We start from the raw sequence: 16,795 nt of genomic DNA, 5'->3' as shown, positions 1-16,795 counted from the left end.
GCTATCATATTTGCTCTTTGGAATCTTGTCGTGAGTAATATGCAGTATTCATTTAATTTAGCTTTGAACAATGAAGACGATACCCAAAATTTAGCACAGGTTTTGGCACAGCATTTTACAACGGGCGTAGTTTATTTGATTGGTGATTTAGGCGCAGGCAAGACCACGCTAACGCGCTATTTTCTGCAAAGTTTAGGTCATCAAGGGGCGGTAAAAAGTCCAACCTATACTCTGGTTGAGCCCTATCATATTCAGGGTAAAGATATTTTCCATTTTGATTTATATCGTTTAAATGACCCTTATGAACTTGAACTCATGGGTATTCGTGACTATTTAGAAACTCCAGATGCGCTATTTTTATTTGAGTGGCCATCCAAAGGTGGAGATGAAATTCCCCAGCCGGAAATGGTGATCAATATTGAAAAATCTGAAGATGAGCTGACCCGGACTGCGAGTTTGAACTTCTCATCTGCAGCATTAAAACAAGCCTTAGAGAGTCAATTCAACCATGCGTGATAATTTAAGTATCGGTCGTATTCATACCCTTAATCCTGCACTGGCAAACCAGATTGCCGCAGGTGAGGTGATTGAGCGTCCTGCATCGGTTGTCAAAGAGCTACTTGAAAATGCAATTGATGCGGGTGCGACCGAACTGATTATCCGTGTTGAGCAGGGCGGCAGCACACTAATCGAAATTATTGACAATGGTCGAGGGATTCACCCAGAAGACCTGGCTTTGGCGGTTATGCGGCATGCCACCAGTAAAATCCAGACGGCTGATGATTTACACGCTATTGTCAGTTTGGGCTTCCGTGGAGAAGCTTTGGCTTCCATTGCAGCGGTATCACGTTTAACTTTAACCAGTAGCCAAAATGACGATGGCATTGGCTATCAGGTGGAAGTCAATGGAACGGCTTTTGATCATCAGGAAATACAAGCCGTTGCCACGCAAAAAGGCACGCATATACGAGTGCAGGACCTGTTTTTTAATGTGCCTGCACGACGTAAGTTCTTAAAAAAACAAGGCACTGAATTTGGCCATATTGAAGAAATTGTTCGCCGGCTTGCTTTAACTCATTTTGATATCCGTTTTGTTTTAGAACATAACAACACTATCCGTTTGAATTTGCCGCTGGCAGATAGCGGTGAACTCCGTTTTCAGCGGGTACAACAATTATTGGGTCGTCCATTTACTGAAAATGCCTACTGGATGGATGCAGATAGTGTCAGCATGCGGCTTTCAGGCTGGTTGGGGCATCCTTCGGATGCACGTGCCCAAGCCGATTTGCAGTATGTTTATGTGAATGGACGCATTGTCAAAGATAAAACCATTTCGCATGCTTTACGTATGGCTTATGACGGGATTCTGCATGGTCATCAGCATGCAGCCTATTTGCTGTTTCTGGAAGTTGATCCTGAAAATATCGATGTCAATGTACATCCGACCAAACATGAAATTCGCTTTTTAAATCAGCGTGAAGTACATGAGTTTGTCCGTCATTTTGCTAAAGACACCTTGTCGCAGTTTCAAACGGCAACTGCCGAATTATCTTCTGCAATGAAAAAGGATGAAGCGGATGTCGTACCACTTCAGCCTCAGCCACGCTATCAAGAACAATTTCAGTTGCATAAGGCGGTAGATCGCTATTCGCCACAGCCTGAAGCACAGCTATCTACCGAACTATTGAACGATTTTAATGCCAGTCGTCCACAAACAGTACATTATGCGTCCTCATCCACACAGCAGGGTTATCAGGCTTCCCAACAGCTGAATAATGCCTTGAAAAGCTATCTTGCACCTTTGCGTGAAGAGTCTACAGATTCGGTTAATTCATCTAATGTAAATAGCCTAAGCAATACGGGTGAACAGCCATCATCCAAAGTAGATGAGCATCCACTCGGGATTGCAATTGCACAGTTACACGGCATTTATATTCTGGCACAGAACACTGAAGGTCTGATTATTGTTGATATGCATGCAGCACATGAGCGTATTGTCTTGCAGCAAATGAAAGCAGCATGGGACAAGCCTGAATTTTGGACCTCACAGCAGTTACTCATTCCTAAAGTGATCAGCATTAGTCGTATGCAGGCGATGCGGGTAGATGACTTAAAAGCTCAGCTAGCACGTTTGGGGCTTGAAATTGACCAGTATGGTGATGAGCAGGTGATTGTTCGTGGTGTGCCGGCTATTTTGCACAAAGCGGATTTTGAGGCGTTGGTGCCTGAATTGCTGAATGATCTGGATCCGAATGATGAAGCCCAAGGTTTACTGCAAAAGCGTGATCAGATTTTGGCGGGTATGGCTTGTCATGGCGCGGTGCGTGCGCATCGTATCTTAAGTCTTTCTGAAATGAATGCCTTGCTCCGTCAAATGGAACAAACCGAATTTGCCAGTCAGTGTAATCATGGACGTCCAACCTGGCGTGCATTTCCACTGTCACAATTAGATAAACTTTTTGCTCGAGGAGAGTAGTTGTACATGTCAAATCAATTGCCGGTCATCAATTTAATGGGACCAACTGCAAGTGGTAAAACCGCTTTGGCATGTGAACTGTATGAACGAGGTCATTTTGAGCTGATTTCGGTCGATTCTGCCTTGGTTTATAAAGATATGGACATTGGTACTGCCAAGCCCACCAAAGAGGAACAGGAGTGTTATCCGCATCATCTTATTGATATCATTAGCCCACTTGAAGTTTATTCGGCAGCGCAGTTTGTGGAAGATGCCTGTGTGCTGATTGATGACATACATGCACGTGGAAAAACACCTATTTTGGTGGGTGGTACCATGCTGTATTTCAAGGCATTATTGGAGGGCTTGTCGACTAATCTGCCGAGTGCAGATTATGCTGTTCGTGCTGAAATTGAAGCAAAAGCAGCACAGCAAGGTTGGGAAGCGGTCTATCAGGAATTATGTGCGGTTGATCCTTTGGCAGGCCAGAAATTTAAGGTGAGTGATAAACAGCGTATTATTCGTGCCTTGGAAGTATTTATGCTTACTGGACAACCGATTACAAAACTACAAGCTGAGCAACCAAAAAACGTACCATACCGTTACACTTTTCATAATCATGCTCTACTACCAGATCGTGTAGAATTACATAAACGTATCGAACAACGCTTACAAATCATGTGGGATATCGGATTTTTGCATGAGGTGAAAGGACTGATTGAAAAATACGATTTAAATGATAATTTACCCTCGATGCGCTCCGTTGGATATCGACAAGCTCTAGAATTTATACAAAAAAGTGACTTAAGTATCGAAAAACAACGAGAAATGGAGGATAAGTCTTTATTTGCGACACGACAACTGGCTAAACGTCAATATACATGGTTAAGATCTTTGCAAGAATCGCATAATTTTAAGACATATTTGACGATCAAGCAGGCTCAAGAAGACTTGCGAAACTGTTACGGATAAAGCAAAATTTAGTAACTATCTTTTTTATAATTTTTATTGAGAAATAAAGATAGTTTTTTGCGCTGATTTTTAATTTTTTTTGGAGTTATAACATGTCTAAAGGTCAAACTTTACAAGATCCGTTCTTAAATTCTCTCCGTAAGGAACGTATCCCTGTTTCTATCTTCCTTGTGAATGGTATTAAATTGCAAGGTCATATTGAATCTTTTGACCAATATGTTGTTTTATTAAAGAATACTGTAAGCCAAATGGTTTACAAACATGCAATTTCTACTGTGGTTCCTGCGCGTAACCCACGTCCTGCTGGTGCTCCTGCTGGTGCTCAAGGCGCTGGTGGCTTTGGTGGCCAATCTCAAGGCGGCTTCGGTGGTCAAGGTGGCTTCGGTGGTCAAGGTGGCTTCGGTGGTCAAGGTGGCTTTGGTGGTCAAGGTGGCTTTGGTGGTCAAGCTGGTGGCTTCGGTGGTCAAGGTGGCTTCGGTGGTCAAGCTGGTGGCTTCGGTGGTCAAGGTGGCTTTGGTGGTCAAGGTGGCTTCGGTGGTCAATCAAACCCAGGTTTTGAAGGCGAATCAAAATTTGAAGATTCTCAAGATGACGAAAACAATCGTTAATTGATGATTCTTAAAAGCCTCTCCAAGTGAGAGGCTTTTTTATTTTTAAAATTAATTGTATGCCCAGATTTTTATACTGGTGATAAAAAAGCCAGCTGCATACGCAACTGGCTTTTTGATTAAATCATTTGATGTGAGATTACTTATTCTTTTTACGATCCAGAGTAGGATCTTTAATTTCTACAAAAGCATTACTACGAATTTCACGTAACCAGCTATCGAGCTCTGCATCAAATTGGCGCTCACCTAAAATTTGGCGTGCCATACGTTCTTGATATTCACGGGTCATATCTTGTTGACGTGTATCAGTCACTTCAAGAATGTGCCAGCCAAATTGAGTCTGGAAAGGTTGACTGATCTGGCCGACAGGTGTGTTTTTCATTTGTGTTTCAAATTCAGGAACCATAACGCCAGGGCTAACCCAGCCTAAGCTGCCACCATCACGTGCAGAACCTGGATCGTTAGAAAAGGTCGCTGCAAGTACTGCAAAATCTTCACCAGCTTTTAAGCGATTGTAAATGCTGTCAATTTGCTGTTTAGCATTTTCAGGACTAACCACTTCAGAAGGCTGAATTAAGATATGACGAGCTTTATATTGCGATACAATCGCTTTTTGCTCACCGCCTTTGCGTTCAATCAATTTCAAGACATGAATGCCGTCACGAACAGGAATTAGTTCTGTTGTTTGTCCATCTTGTAGGGCGCTAACACGAGCAGCCAGTTCAGCAGGGATGTCTGACAGGCTGCGGAAGCCCATGTCTGCACCTTCGACTTTAACAGTCTTGGTGGTGAACTTTTGATCAATTGCTTTCACATCATTACTGTTGTTGAGTTCAGCTTTGACCAGTTTTGCTGTTTTTTCTAAGGCAGCTTGATCGGTGCCTGACACACGAACATGAATAACATGTGCCTGATTGCCTAAAGCCGCTTGACCTTGAGGCGTTTTTAGGAAGTTAGCAACATCCTGGTCGCTAATTTTAATGCGTGACATTACGATCTGTTGACGCAAGCGGTTAATGGCTAGATCTTCCGCAATACGATTGCGTAGCGACTCATAGGTGCCAGGAGCAATTCCATCAAGCTTTTGCTGGAATGCTTCAAGACTCTTGCTCCCAGACTGGCCAGCGACCTTCAGTACAGCTTCATTCAGCTCTTTTTCATTCGGCTTGATATTGTAGCGCTTGACCTGTTCAAGTTGTGCTTGACGAATAATGAGTTGATCCAGTGCCTGCTGGTTTAAATACTGTTCTGGTGGGACTGGTTTTTTTTGTGCTTCAAGTTGATGTTTAACTTCGGCAATGCTTTGTTCCAAATCACTTTTTAAAATGACACTATTATCGACCAAAGCAACAACTTCATCTGCGGGTTGTGCAAAGGTACTCATTGATGAAGAAAGGGCTAAAGCAAGAGTTGTGGCTTTAAAAAAATGTTTTAACTGTATTGTCTTCATTAACGTTGTGTCCAAGATTGATTAATTTTATTAAAACCTAAAATACGACTTTCCAGTAATGATGAAAGCTTGTTGTTAAATCCACCTAGGCCTTTCAGGCTAATTTCAGCCATAATGGCACGTTTCGGTTTAACACTATCATCATTTACATTGTCCAGGTCGTTATAGTAAGAACGTCCGTAAACTGAAATGCCCCAGCAACACGCCTCATAATTTACACCTAATAAATACTCGCGTGCGACATTATTGTCTAGATCATACTGAGCGTGCCCCATGATGCGCCAATTGTTGGAGACAGGCTGGATGAATGAAGCAACCACCTGGTCATACTGGTCTTGACGGTTCGGAATGTCTTTACGGTAAAAGTAACCTACATTATAGAGATTACCCTGATTACCTGTGTAATAAAGCTGTACATCACGTTGAGCATTATCACCGTTTGCCATCCATGCAGAATTGGCACCAAGAGTAAAGTTCTGAGAAAGCTGACTAGACACACTTAAAACAGGACCAGTATGGCGTTCTGTATCAAATTGATCAGATTCGTTGTCTAGACGAACACGACGATCTTCAAAATAAAAGCTTTGTCCAACGCTGGTTTTTAAGCGTTCCAGACCAATTTCGTCAAATAGGCTATAACTTAAGCCTAAAGATAAGAAATTATTGTCTTCTAGACGGTCATGGCCATAGAAACGACGTGGACTGAACAGTTGATCATAATTAATGGATGCAGTTGCTGAGTCAAAGTTTGGATGACCATTTTGATTTTTATATGGTGCATAAGCATAAAATGCACGTGGTGTAATAGTCTGTAGGTATTTACCTTCTTTTTCAAAGGTTAAACCAGTGTCCAGAGTAAACTCAGGAACCGTTACTGACTGATTTTCAGATGATGTGCTGGTCTGGTTTAAAGTATTGACAGTGTCTTTGTCATAGAAGGTATTGACATTACGCAGTGAGACTTCAGGAATGACAAATGACCATGGATTGCGATAGTTGTAACGTACAGAAAAATCATTGTAGATACGTGTACCACTTGGTTCATAAGAGTCATTGTTGGCTAAACTTGTCGCACTCATGTCCTTTTTGAAATAGGCAGTATCGTGGTCAAACTCAAATTGTAAGCCTTGAGCATCGCCTGTTTTATAATTTAATAAAAATTGTGGTAAGCGGGCATAGGGGCGGTCTTTATCTGCAACAGTATCGTCCAGTGTCAGGAAGTCTTCTACTTTTAACTGAGCTTTAAGTCCAGGAATGCCATTTTTATAATTCAGCTCCCAGGCACGACGTAGGTTTAAGTCGGTCTTGGAGTTTGGATTATTGTTTAAATCGGCAAAATAGTCTTTATCGGAGGCATAATTATATTCAAGATTGGTTGAAAACTGATTATTGATTTGCCAGTTATGCAATAAATGTAAATCTTTACGATCCTTGTCGTTATATTCACTATCCGAAGCTAGATAACCACCCCAGATCATACCTGAACCGAAGTTTTCGGTTAAATAGCGGAATTCACCTTCCAGCATCGGGCCACGATTACCGATATATCGCGGCGTAATGGTGGCATCGTAATTAGGCGCCAGATTTAGATAAACCGGGACGGCTAGTTCTACACCACCATCATTGGAAAAACCAAAACTCGGCGTTAGCACGCCAGTGGTTCGGCGGTCATCAATCGGGAAATTGAAATAAGGAACCGCAAGTACCGGCACTTCTTTGACATAAAGTTTGGTGCCGCGTGTTTCACCACGACCGGTTTCCTTGTTTAAAGTGATTTTATCAGCCTGAATTTTCCAGGTCGGCTTTTCATCCGGTGGGCAAGTGCTGTAAGTGGCATTATTCATGACTACTATATTTTCTGAGGTACGGGCAATTTTGTCTGCGCGACCGTGTGCATGTTGCTCTTCAGAAATATAGAAGCTGTTATTTAAATCGCCTTGTTGAGTCTTTAAGTTGTAATTGATTTGGTCACTTTGTGCCAGTAAGCCACTTTGCGCCATTTGTACCCGGCCTTGTGCATTGGCATAGGTTTGGGTCTGGTCGATGGTAATTTTATCGGCACGAATTTGGCGACCTTGCTGGTCAATCAGGACATTGCCTTCCAAGACTGAATCGCCATTCGGGTCATAATGGCCGTAATCGGCAGTTACGGTTGAGGTTGCATTGTCCGGGTCTACCGCTTTGGTTTCCGGACTGATTGGCGTAATCCAGGTGCCTTTACAATAAGCCGAACCTAAATTCTGCCCCTGACGTTGCTGAGCTTCCGGTGCTGATTTGTCTACATAGTATTGTTCGAAAAACTGTTGTCCAGGATAGGCTTCTTGAATACTGTCTTTCATTTTCTGGTTGTCGACAGTCGAAGCTGGAATTGTGGATTCAGCATAGCTTGAAATCGAGCTGCCACATAAAAGGGTCAAAATAGCAGTCGCTAAAGGATTAAATTTAAACTGATGCTTCATTTGTGTCATTAACCAAGTATGCTTAATCGCAATTAATTATCCTCGCATCATAGAGAAAAAGTTGATAAGTGGCTACACTTAGCACTTTAAAAACTCAGCCTGTATTAGAATTTATCGCAAATGAATACACAACGTGAACAATTGATACAAACATGGATTACATCTGTACTTGGTTCAGATCAATTTGAAACTCATTTTTTGGCAGGCGATGCAAGCTTCCGTCGTTATGCACGAATCAAATTGAATAATAAAACATTTATGCTCATGGATGCACCACCAGAAAAAGAAGATTGTGGGCCTTTTGTGACGATCGATGAATTTTTTGATAACAATGGTGTGCGTGTACCACATATCATTGCCAAAGACCTGAAATTAGGCTTCTTGCTACTTGAAGACTTTGGTGATGTTTTGCTCTCTACATTGTTAAATGATCAAACAGTAGACAATTATTATGCGCAAAGTTTTAAACAGTTGATTCAATTACAATCAATTAATGGAACAAATCACTTTCCAGACTACTCCTACGAAAAACTGATGTCAGAAATGGCATTACTGACTGACTGGATGTTGCCTTCACTGCAAATTCAACCGACAGCAGAGGAGAGTGCTTTAATTAAACGTACTTTTGCCATTTTGGCCAATGCCGCGCTGGCACAACCGCAAGTGATCGTACATCGCGATTTTCATAGCCGTAACCTGATGCAGATTGAAGGCGAAACTGATCTGGGCGTCATCGACTTTCAGGATGCAGTAATTGGGGCAGATACTTATGACTTGATTTCGATTACCCGTGATGCCTATGTACAGTGGAATGCTGATCATGTGTATCGCTGGTTTAAGATGTTCTATGACTTGTTGCCGGCAACAGCAAAACAGGATCGCGATTTTGAGCAGTTTAAAAAAGATGCCGACATGATGGCGATTCAGCGTCATATTAAAATTTTGGGGATCTTTGTGCGTCTGTTCGAGCGTGATGGCAAATCTGGCTATTTAAAAGACCTACCGCGCGTGATGTGGTATCTGCTGGAAGAAAGCAAACCTTATGCAGAATTACAACCGTTTATGCAGTTTATTGAAGCTCGGGTCATGCCGAAATTTGAAGCAAAATACGGTGCTTATGAGGTAGTTGCCTAATGAAAGCCATGATTTTAGCGGCGGGATTGGGTAACCGTATGCGTCCCTTGACGCTGTATAAGCCTAAACCTTTACTGGAAGTGGGCGGCAAGCCATTAATCGTTTGGCATATTGAAAAATTAAAAGACATTGGCGTCACCGAAATTATCATTAACTCTGCCTGGTTGGCCGATGTGCTAATTGGTGCATTGGGTGATGGCTCGCAGTTTGGCGTCAATATTCGCTGGACACGAGAAGCAGAAGGCCTGGAAACAGCTGGTGGCATTATTAATGCCTTGCCTTTATTGGGTACAGAGCCTTTTATATTGGTGAATGGTGACGTCTGGACTACCTTTGATTTCGGAAACGTATTCAATTTTGATTTAAAAGATGATTTGGCTCATCTGGTTTTTGTTAGAAATCCAGAACAGCATCCCAAAGGTGATTTCACCTTAAAAGAAGGTCGTGCTTATACCTTTGATCAAAATGTTGAGGGTGAAAATCTCACCTTTAGTGGGGTTTCAGTTATTCATCCGAAAATGTTTGCTGGTTTGGAGCAGGGAAAACGTCCTTTAGCACCGCTTTTAAAAGAGGCGATGCTGGCCGGGAAAATTTCTGCCGAAAAAATGCAGACGGCCTGGGTCGATGTTGGCACACCTGAGCGATTAAGTGATCTAGATCTACAGATTCGTCAGGGGATGTACGTTTAAGTGCATAATCACTAAGCGTTAACTACTGTTCCACGGCTTAGAAATCGGTATACTTCCATTAACTTTTCGAGACCTTTTTGTATATGCACCAGTTTTTCAAAGAACTACAGCAGGGTAGTCAGGCTTTAGGTTTAGAGCTAAGCGATGAAGCTTTAAATTTATTACTCAAATACCAGGATGCTTTGGTGCTGTGGAATAAAGCATATAACTTGACAGCCATTCGTGATCCTAAGGAAATGCTGGTCAAGCATTTACTGGATAGCTTGAGTATTTTGAAAGATTTACCTCAGGGGCGTTTGCTGGACATCGGAACAGGTGGTGGTATGCCGGGCATGATCATTGCATTATGTCAACCTGAACGTCAGTGTGTATTATTGGATTCAAATGGCAAGAAAATTCGTTTTCTTAAACAGTTTATTGCCGATTTAAAACTAAAAAATGTGGTTGCTGTACAAACTCGTGTTGAAAATGAAGAAAGCATTCAGGAACTGGGTCGGTTTGATGTGATCACCAGTCGGGCATTTGCCTCGTTAACTGATTTTGTAGCAGCTTCGAAACCTTTCATGCATGAGCAAAGTATTATTGCTTCCATGAAAGGCTTAATCCCGGCGGATGAAGTGGCAGCTTTAAAAGATCAATTCAGTTGTGAGATTATTGAACTGAAAGTTCCGCGTTTAGACGAACAACGTCACTTGCTTTTATTGAAACATATTTAAATTTTTGAAGGATTGGGGTCACCATGGCACAAATTATTGCGATTGCGAACCAAAAAGGTGGCGTAGGTAAAACCACAACCGCAGTAAATTTGGCAGCATCGTTAGCTGTTTTGAAAAAGCGCGTTTTACTTGTAGATATGGATTCGCAAGGCAACGCCACGATGGGCTCTGGGATCCAAAAAAATGATTTACTGTACTCGGTGACTGATGTGTTGCTGGGTGAAGTGCCGATTGAAACGGCCATTACCAAAGCTGAAGTGGGTTATAAGGTTCTTGGGGCAAATCGTGATTTGGCGGGTGTGGAACTGGCCATTGCCGAGCAGGATGGACGTGAATATATTTTACGTGAAGCATTAAAAGAAATTGAATCTTCATTTGATTATATTATTGTAGATTGTGCACCGAGCTTGAGCCTGATTACAGTCAATGCCTTGGCAGCTGTGCAAGGCGTGATGATTCCAATGCAATGTGAATACTATGCTCTGGAAGGTTTGGCTGATTTAACCCAAACCATCGATCGCATCCAGCAAGCGCTGAATCCGGATCTGCAAATCGTGGGGGTACTTCGCACCATGTATGATGCCCGTAATGCCTTGACCCGCGATGTATCGGCAGAATTGGAACAGTATTTTGGTAAAAAACTCTATGATACGGTGGTGCCACGTAATGTGCGTTTGGCTGAAGCACCGGCACATGGTTTACCAATTATCTATTTTGAAAAAAGCTCTAAAGGTGCAGTTGCTTACTTAAATCTGGCAGCTGAAATGTTAAAGAAAAGTAAAGTGAAAAAAGGAAGTAACGCATGACCACAAAAAAACGCGGACTAGCCAAAGGTCGTGGTTTGGATGCCTTACTTGGGTCGATCCAAAAAGAAAAATTACAAATGGAAGCTCAAGCTTTAGATCATGGTCAGCTGAAACAGATTGATGTGCATTTGCTAAAACGTGGCGAATATCAACCGCGTCGCTTTATTCATGAGCAAGACTTGCAAGAACTGGCAGCATCGATTGAAAAACATGGGGTGATGCAGCCGATTGTGATTCGTCCGATTGATGACGACAAACATCCCTATGAAATTATTGCCGGTGAGCGTCGTTGGCGTGCGGCGCAATTGGCGGGTATGACTGAAATCCCGGCGATTGTACGTGACTTGAATGATCAGGTTGCAATCGCTTTGGCATTGATTGAAAACATTCAGCGTCAGGACTTGAACCCGATTGATCAAGCTATGGCATTACAGCGCTTTCATGAAGAATTCGGTTTAAGCCATCAGGAAATTGCCGATACCGTGGGTAAAGCACGTACCACTGTCAGTAACTTATTGCGTTTGTTGACTCTGGGTGAGCCGGTAAAAGACTTTATGCAGCAAGGTCTGCTAGATATGGGACATGCACGTGCCATTTTGACTTTAAAAGCTAAAGATCAGCTTAAAGTTGCGGAACATGTGATTGAAAAAAGTTTATCGGTACGTCAAACCGAACAACTGGTCCGCGACTTAAATACGCCAAAACAAGAAAAACCGAAAGCTGAAGTGGCACCGGATATCCAGCAGTTGACTCAACGTTTAGCAGAACGTTTTAGTGCAGATGTAAAAATTGATCATAATAAACAAGGTAAAGGGAAACTGGTGATTCAGTACCATTCTCTTGATGAATTAGACGGTATATTGAATATTTGTTTCGCAGAATAATTTTTTGTTTTTATTGGGGAAAAACAGATGTGGGAACTCGTTAAAGCAGGGGGCTGGCTTATGTTGCCCCTCGTGCTGTGTTCGATTTTTACGGTAGCGATTACCATCGAACGCTTTATACGCTTAAAAAAATCAATGATTTTGCCTAAGGCATTGTTATTAAATCAGGCGCAAAATATCGATAATGTGATGCAGCAATTACAACAAGATCAGGCATTACAACAAAGTACTTTGGGTCGAATTTTTAATGCAGGCTATGAAAGTAAGCATCAAAATGAACAATATGCACGTGCACAAATGGAAACCACGGCATCTCAAGAAATTGGCTATTTGGAAAAAAATATCAACTTTCTGGGCACACTCAGTGCGGTAGCACCATTACTGGGTCTGTTGGGTACAGTGCTGGGTATTATCGAATCTTTCCTGGTGATTGATTTGGGGACCAACAGCAATCCCACCTTGATGATTCCGGGGATTTCAAAAGCACTCATTACCACCGCAGCCGGGATGTTTATTGCGATTCCTGCACTGTTTGCCTATCGTTATTTTCAGCGTTTGGTACAAGAGTATGTGGCTGAACTTGAGCAGCAATCGACATTATTTCATGCGGCACTTTTTTATCAAACTTCTAAAGATGAAGAACATGATCTTAGAAAAGTGGGTTAAGGTGGTTCATGAAATTCAAACGCACACAAGTTGAAGATATACATATTAACCTGACCCCGATGATTGACTGTTTATTGTTTATCTTGGTGTTTTTACTGTTGTCGACCACCTTTAACCAATTTAGTCGCATGAATTTGACCTTGCCTGATGCGCAAGGGGTGCCGCCGAAACAATATGAGCATAAAATTGAAGTCGTTGTTGATTCTTCTGGGCATTACTCAATTAATGGCCAATCAATTGCAACGAAAGATGTCGCTGATTTAAATACTGCAATTAAACAGATTTCTAATGATCGCCGTGATTTAATGTTCGTGATCGCTGCAGATGCAAAAGCCACTCATCAGGATGTCATTCGGGTGATGGATGTTGCAGGTCAGTTGGGTTTTGTTAACATCAATATTAGTACTAAAGTTCCGTCTAGAGGTTATTAGTGAAGTACGATGTAAAAGTTTATTTGCGCCTGTTAAGTTATTTAAAGCCCTTTTGGGGGTTGGCGATCTTTGTTGTAATCGGCTTTGCGATCAATGCGGCAACTGAAGTCTCAGTTGCCAAATTGCTTGAAAAGATTATTAATGCGATTCAGCATCGAGATCGGGACTTTACATCGTTATTTCCATTATTTGTCATTCTTTTAATGTTCTTTCGGGGGCTTGGTACCTTTATTGGTGGCTATTTCACTGCGGTTATTTCAAGAAATCTGATTTTTAATATCCGCCAGGAAGTATTTTCTAAACTGATGCGCCTGCCTTCGCAATATTATCTGGATAATTCCAGTGGTCATATTACTGCGAAAATTATGTACAACGTTGAACAGTTGACAGCAGCTTCAACTGAGTCGCTGAGAACGATTGTGCAACAAGGCTTGATTACTGCTGGTCTGATTGGTTACCTGATTTATAGCAACTGGCGATTGACGCTCATCATTCTATTTTTTGCCCCTTTAATTGGCCTGCTCATTCGAAAAGCCTCTAAACGTATGCGTAAACTGTCCACTCAGGTGCAAGACACTATGGGGGATGTGAACCATGTGGTACAAGAAACAGTAAACGGCAATGTGGTGGTTAAAGGATTTTCTGGTCAGGAATATGAGCAAAAGCGTTTTTACGAAACGTCTATGGAGAACTTGCGCCGTGGCATGAAAATGGTGATTGTACAGCAGCTGAACAGCCCGACCGTACAGCTCATCATGTCTATTCCATTGGCAATCATCATGTATATCGCTTTACGTCCAGAGATTATGCAGGATACTTCTGCTGGACAGTTTGTGGCCTACATTACAGCAGCGGGTATGCTCAGTAAGCCTATTAAAGCACTGACTGATGTGAATGAAAAAATTCAGCGGGGCATGGCGGCCGCACATTCAGTATTTGAATTGCTAGATCTGCCTGAAGAGAAAAATACCGGTACTTTAACTCCTGCCTTGAATGGCAATATTGAATTTAAAGATGTAAATCTGGTTTATTCCGATGGTTATCACGCGCTGCATGATTTTAATCTGTCAGTCAAATCCGGAGAAACTGTTGCACTGGTTGGACGTTCAGGTGCAGGTAAAACATCATTGGTCAATTTGCTGTTACGCTATCAGGACATCAGTTCGGGTCAATTGAAGCTGGATAATATCGATATTCAAGAGATAGAGTTGAATAATCTTCGTCGTCAAATTTCGATGGTGAATCAACAGGTCGTGATGTTTAACCGTACCGTACGTGAAAATATTGCCTATGGTCAGCTTGAGGGTGCATCGGATGAAGATGTCATTAAAGCTGCTAAAGCGGCGTATGCGCATGATTTTATTATGCGTCTGCCACAGGGGTATGACACGCCACTGGGTGCACAAGGTTTGAATTTGTCTGGTGGTCAGCGCCAGCGTATTGCGATTGCCCGCGCAATCTTAAAAAATGCGCCTATCCTGATTTTGGATGAAGCGACCAGTGCGCTGGATAATGAATCGGAATACTTTATTCAGCAAGCGTTTGATGCTGCCATGCGTGACCGCACGACTATTGTGATTGCCCATCGTTTATCCACTATTGAAAATGCGGATCGCATTGTGGTGATGGATAACGGTAGAATAGTAGAGCAAGGTAATCATGTTGAATTGCTGGCTATGAAAGGTGCTTACTATCAGTTGCATCAGCGTAATTTTGAGGAAAATTGATTTATGTCAATTGCACAATTTATTCAGGATGCTTGGAATCATCAAGCCAAATGGTTAATTGTGCTTAGGCCTTTGTCATGGATCTATCGCGGTGGCTTTTTACTCAATAAAAAACTTTACCAACTAGGCATTAAATCCCGCTATCAGTCACCGGTTCCAGTGATGGTGATTGGTAATATTACCGTGGGTGGTAGTGGAAAAACACCGCTGTTGATTCAACTGGTGGATCATTTGCAAAGTCACAATGTCCGTGTTGGGGTAATTAGTCGGGGCTATGGCGGTAAGGGGCCTTTTCCAGCCTATGTCGATTTAGACTCTGTTCCTGAAGTTGTCGGTGATGAACCTTGCTTGATTGTTCAGTCTACTGGTGTGCCCATGGTCGTGGGTTCAAATCGGCAGCACAGTATTGAATATTTGTTATCCAAACATGAGCTGGATTTAATTATCAGTGATGATGGTCTGCAACATTGGGCTTTGGAACGCCAGATTGAGTGGATCGTGCTGGATCAGAATCGTGGGCTAGGGAATCAAAAATTATTACCGGAAGGGTTTTTACGTGAACCAGCCAGCCGATTAAAAACTGCGACAGTGATTGAACATGCAGCGGAACCGGGCACACTTTTAAATATGCATCTCGAAGTGGCTGAGCCTTATTTGCTCAATGCAGTGGATGCCAAGCCTTTTAATCCCTTAGACAGTTTTTATGCCGTGGTGGGTATTGGCTTCCCGCAGCGTTTTTATAAAACCTTGGATTCCATGGGCATCCACCAGTTTCAGTGTCATGAATTTCCAGATCATTATGATTATGAAATCACCGATCTACAGTTTGAAGACAACAATCCGATTATTACCACTGAAAAAGATGCGGTGAAGCTGCTGCCTTTATTGAAGCAAAACCCAGATTTTAATCGGGCAATCTGGGTTGTTCCGGTAGAGGCTGTGCTTTCGTCACAGTGTTATGCACTTTTGCATCAGCAATTACGACAACTTGGTATTCAAATTTTTTAAGGTTCATCGTTTATGAAACATATTGTTATTCCTGCGCGTTTTGCAAGCTCACGTTTGCCAGGTAAACCACTATTGGAAATTCATGGACGTGCCATGATTTTACGTGTGGTGGATCAAGCGAAAAAAGTAGCCGGTTTTGATGATTTATGTGTTGCAACCGATGATGAACGCATTGCAGAAATTTGTCGGGCTGAAGGCATTGATGTGGTATTGACCAGTGCGGATCATCCATCAGGTACAGACCGCCTTAGTGAAGTGGCGCGAATCAAAGGCTGGGCCAGTGAAGACATTATTGTTAATGTGCAAGGGGATGAGCCTTTACTGCCTGCACAACTCGTTAAGCAGGTCGCTCAATTATTAGAAGATAAACCTGACTGTTCTATGTCAACGCTGTGTGAGCCTATTCATCATCTGGAAGAATTTCAGCGTGACAGTATTGTTAAAGTGGTCATGTCCAAATATAACCAGGCGCTTTATTTTAGCCGTGCTACCATTCCTTATGATCGTGATGGCGCCAAGCAAGCAGTACAACAATTACATTCACAAGCCTACCGTCATTTAGGTTTATATGCCTATCGGGTGAATTTACTGCAAGAATATGTGTCTTGGGATATGGGTGTACTGGAAAAACTGGAAAGTCTGGAGCAGCTGCGTGTGCTGGAAAATGGTCATCGTATAGCCATTGCTGTGGCTGAAGCCAACTTGCCACCAGGTGTAGATACGCAGGCAGATTTAGATCGTCTCAATGCCATGGATGTTGCTCATTTTGAGTAAGACTGGTGAACAGGGT

16 protein-coding genes are annotated in these 16,795 nt (G+C 42.3%); 14 read left to right on the top strand and 2 right to left on the bottom strand.

Annotated features, from left to right (window positions below; all coding sequences use genetic code 11):
- Positions 1–39: 39 nt before the first annotated feature.
- From tsaE to hfq, 4 genes are all read left to right on the top strand, one after another.
- Positions 40–516, top strand: a complete 477-nt coding sequence (gene tsaE, locus FB6_RS06455; protein WP_174559258.1) for a tRNA (adenosine(37)-N6)-threonylcarbamoyltransferase complex ATPase subunit type 1 TsaE — start codon at positions 40–42, stop codon at positions 514–516.
- Positions 509–2,476: a DNA mismatch repair endonuclease MutL gene (mutL, locus tag FB6_RS06450; RefSeq protein ID WP_174559217.1), complete on the top strand. Its 1,968-nt coding sequence runs from the start codon at positions 509–511 to the stop codon at positions 2,474–2,476. The genes tsaE and mutL overlap by 8 nt, the downstream gene beginning before the upstream one ends.
- A gap of 6 nt (positions 2,477–2,482) precedes the next feature.
- Positions 2,483–3,427: a tRNA (adenosine(37)-N6)-dimethylallyltransferase MiaA gene (miaA, locus tag FB6_RS06445; RefSeq protein ID WP_174559216.1), complete on the top strand. Its 945-nt coding sequence runs from the start codon at positions 2,483–2,485 to the stop codon at positions 3,425–3,427.
- Between the two features lie 92 nt (positions 3,428–3,519).
- Positions 3,520–4,035: an RNA chaperone Hfq gene (gene hfq / locus FB6_RS06440; protein WP_174559215.1), complete on the top strand. Its 516-nt coding sequence runs from the start codon at positions 3,520–3,522 to the stop codon at positions 4,033–4,035.
- Positions 4,036–4,174: 139 nt separating this feature from the next.
- On the opposite strand, the gene FB6_RS06435 is transcribed toward hfq, so the two are convergent.
- Positions 4,175–5,485 (bottom strand): peptidylprolyl isomerase, encoded by a 1,311-nt coding sequence (locus FB6_RS06435; RefSeq protein WP_174559214.1) that lies wholly within the window; start codon positions 5,483–5,485, stop codon positions 4,175–4,177.
- Positions 5,485–7,944: an LPS-assembly protein LptD gene (locus FB6_RS06430; RefSeq protein WP_174559257.1), complete on the bottom strand. Its 2,460-nt coding sequence runs from the start codon at positions 7,942–7,944 to the stop codon at positions 5,485–5,487. The genes FB6_RS06435 and FB6_RS06430 overlap by 1 nt, the downstream gene beginning before the upstream one ends.
- Before the next feature lie 120 nt (positions 7,945–8,064).
- On the opposite strand from FB6_RS06430, the gene FB6_RS06425 reads away from it, so the two are divergent.
- The 10 genes from FB6_RS06425 (at position 8,065) to kdsB (ending at position 16,779) form a co-directional block, all read left to right on the top strand.
- Positions 8,065–9,078, top strand: a complete 1,014-nt coding sequence (locus FB6_RS06425; RefSeq protein WP_174559213.1) for an aminoglycoside phosphotransferase family protein — start codon at positions 8,065–8,067, stop codon at positions 9,076–9,078.
- A complete protein-coding gene (gene murU, locus FB6_RS06420) occupies positions 9,078–9,767 on the top strand; it encodes an N-acetylmuramate alpha-1-phosphate uridylyltransferase MurU (RefSeq protein WP_174559212.1) in 690 nt (229 codons plus the stop codon). Before FB6_RS06425 ends, murU begins: the two co-directional genes overlap by 1 nt.
- 83 nt (positions 9,768–9,850) lie before the next feature.
- The gene (rsmG, locus tag FB6_RS06415; protein ID WP_174559211.1) at positions 9,851–10,483 is read left to right on the top strand and encodes a 16S rRNA (guanine(527)-N(7))-methyltransferase RsmG; all 633 of its coding nucleotides are present in this window, start codon (positions 9,851–9,853) and stop codon (positions 10,481–10,483) included.
- A gap of 23 nt (positions 10,484–10,506) precedes the next feature.
- Positions 10,507–11,289, top strand: a complete 783-nt coding sequence (locus FB6_RS06410; protein WP_174559210.1) for a ParA family protein — start codon at positions 10,507–10,509, stop codon at positions 11,287–11,289.
- On the top strand, positions 11,286–12,173 hold the full coding sequence (locus FB6_RS06405) for a ParB/RepB/Spo0J family partition protein (RefSeq protein ID WP_174559209.1): 888 nt from the start codon (positions 11,286–11,288) through the stop codon (positions 12,171–12,173). The genes FB6_RS06410 and FB6_RS06405 overlap by 4 nt, the downstream gene beginning before the upstream one ends.
- Positions 12,174–12,200: 27 nt before the next feature.
- Positions 12,201–12,839, top strand: a complete 639-nt coding sequence (locus FB6_RS06400; protein ID WP_174559208.1) for a MotA/TolQ/ExbB proton channel family protein — start codon at positions 12,201–12,203, stop codon at positions 12,837–12,839.
- An 8-nt stretch (positions 12,840–12,847) separates the two neighbouring features.
- Positions 12,848–13,270: an ExbD/TolR family protein gene (locus FB6_RS06395; protein ID WP_174559207.1), complete on the top strand. Its 423-nt coding sequence runs from the start codon at positions 12,848–12,850 to the stop codon at positions 13,268–13,270.
- Positions 13,270–14,997, top strand: a complete 1,728-nt coding sequence (gene msbA / locus FB6_RS06390; protein WP_174559206.1) for a lipid A export permease/ATP-binding protein MsbA — start codon at positions 13,270–13,272, stop codon at positions 14,995–14,997. Before FB6_RS06395 ends, msbA begins: the two co-directional genes overlap by 1 nt.
- Before the next feature lie 3 nt (positions 14,998–15,000).
- A complete protein-coding gene (gene lpxK, locus FB6_RS06385) occupies positions 15,001–16,005 on the top strand; it encodes a tetraacyldisaccharide 4'-kinase (protein WP_174559205.1) in 1,005 nt (334 codons plus the stop codon).
- A 12-nt stretch (positions 16,006–16,017) separates the two neighbouring features.
- Positions 16,018–16,779, top strand: coding sequence for a 3-deoxy-manno-octulosonate cytidylyltransferase (gene kdsB / locus FB6_RS06380; RefSeq protein ID WP_174559204.1), 762 nt, complete (start codon positions 16,018–16,020; stop codon positions 16,777–16,779).
- The last annotated feature ends 16 nt before the right edge of the window (positions 16,780–16,795 follow it).

The sequence above is a fragment of the Acinetobacter bouvetii genome (assembly GCF_902753875.1).
GTDB classification, from domain to species: Bacteria; Pseudomonadota; Gammaproteobacteria; order Pseudomonadales; family Moraxellaceae; genus Acinetobacter; species Acinetobacter bouvetii_A.
This window is presented reverse-complemented; position numbering and strand designations above follow the sequence as displayed.

Excerpts from the sequence above, each read along its gene's own strand:
- murU (WP_174559212.1), top strand. The coding sequence starts at position 9,078 with ATGAAAGCCATGATTTTAGCGGCGGGATTGGGTAACCGTATGCGTCCC.
- FB6_RS06400 (WP_174559208.1), top strand. The coding sequence starts at position 12,201 with ATGTGGGAACTCGTTAAAGCAGGGGGCTGGCTTATGTTGCCCCTCGTG.
- rsmG (WP_174559211.1), top strand. The coding sequence starts at position 9,851 with ATGCACCAGTTTTTCAAAGAACTACAGCAGGGTAGTCAGGCTTTAGGT.
- hfq (WP_174559215.1), top strand. The coding sequence starts at position 3,520 with ATGTCTAAAGGTCAAACTTTACAAGATCCGTTCTTAAATTCTCTCCGT.
- FB6_RS06435 (WP_174559214.1), bottom strand. The coding sequence starts at position 5,485 with ATGAAGACAATACAGTTAAAACATTTTTTTAAAGCCACAACTCTTGCT.
- kdsB (WP_174559204.1), top strand. The coding sequence starts at position 16,018 with ATGAAACATATTGTTATTCCTGCGCGTTTTGCAAGCTCACGTTTGCCA.
- FB6_RS06430 (WP_174559257.1), bottom strand. The coding sequence starts at position 7,944 with ATGAAGCATCAGTTTAAATTTAATCCTTTAGCGACTGCTATTTTGACC.
- mutL (WP_174559217.1), top strand. The coding sequence starts at position 509 with ATGCGTGATAATTTAAGTATCGGTCGTATTCATACCCTTAATCCTGCA.
- FB6_RS06405 (WP_174559209.1), top strand. The coding sequence starts at position 11,286 with ATGACCACAAAAAAACGCGGACTAGCCAAAGGTCGTGGTTTGGATGCC.
- miaA (WP_174559216.1), top strand. The coding sequence starts at position 2,483 with ATGTCAAATCAATTGCCGGTCATCAATTTAATGGGACCAACTGCAAGT.
- tsaE (WP_174559258.1), top strand. The coding sequence starts at position 40 with ATGCAGTATTCATTTAATTTAGCTTTGAACAATGAAGACGATACCCAA.
- FB6_RS06425 (WP_174559213.1), top strand. The coding sequence starts at position 8,065 with ATGAATACACAACGTGAACAATTGATACAAACATGGATTACATCTGTA.
- FB6_RS06395 (WP_174559207.1), top strand. The coding sequence starts at position 12,848 with ATGAAATTCAAACGCACACAAGTTGAAGATATACATATTAACCTGACC.
- lpxK (WP_174559205.1), top strand. The coding sequence starts at position 15,001 with ATGTCAATTGCACAATTTATTCAGGATGCTTGGAATCATCAAGCCAAA.
- FB6_RS06410 (WP_174559210.1), top strand. The coding sequence starts at position 10,507 with ATGGCACAAATTATTGCGATTGCGAACCAAAAAGGTGGCGTAGGTAAA.